Origin of the sequence: Metabacillus sp. 113a (assembly GCF_050107635.1) — a bacterium.
In the GTDB taxonomy this organism is placed as follows: Bacteria; Bacillota; Bacilli; order Bacillales; family Bacillaceae; genus Metabacillus_B.
On record NZ_JBNILJ010000042.1, the window covers coordinates 1 to 317 of the forward strand.

Consider the following 317-nt stretch of genomic DNA (forward strand, 5'->3'; position numbering starts at 1 on the left):
CAACCTTATATCTGGTGATTATGGCAAAGAGGTCACACCCGTTCCCATACCGAACACGGAAGTTAAGCTCTTCAGCGCCGATGGTAGTTGGGGGTTTCCCCCTGCGAGAGTAGGATGTTGCCAGGTAGAACGGATTGTTTGAGGACAGCAGTGCTGTCCTCGAAATAATCTCTTCTTGATTTTGCTTCCTGAGGCGAGGACAGTCTACAGGCAATGAGCATAGCTAAACTTAATACTTTTTATTATCGCGGGGTGGAGCAGTCTGGTAGCTCGTCGGGCTCATAACCCGAAGGTCGCAGGTTCAAATCCTGTCCCCG

1 rRNA gene is annotated in these 317 nt (G+C 50.2%); it reads left to right on the forward strand.

The features are described from left to right. Window positions 1-10: 10 nt before the first annotated feature. Window positions 11-126, forward strand: a 5S ribosomal RNA gene (gene rrf, locus ACQCVE_RS19625). The last annotated feature ends 191 nt before the right edge of the window (window positions 127-317 follow it).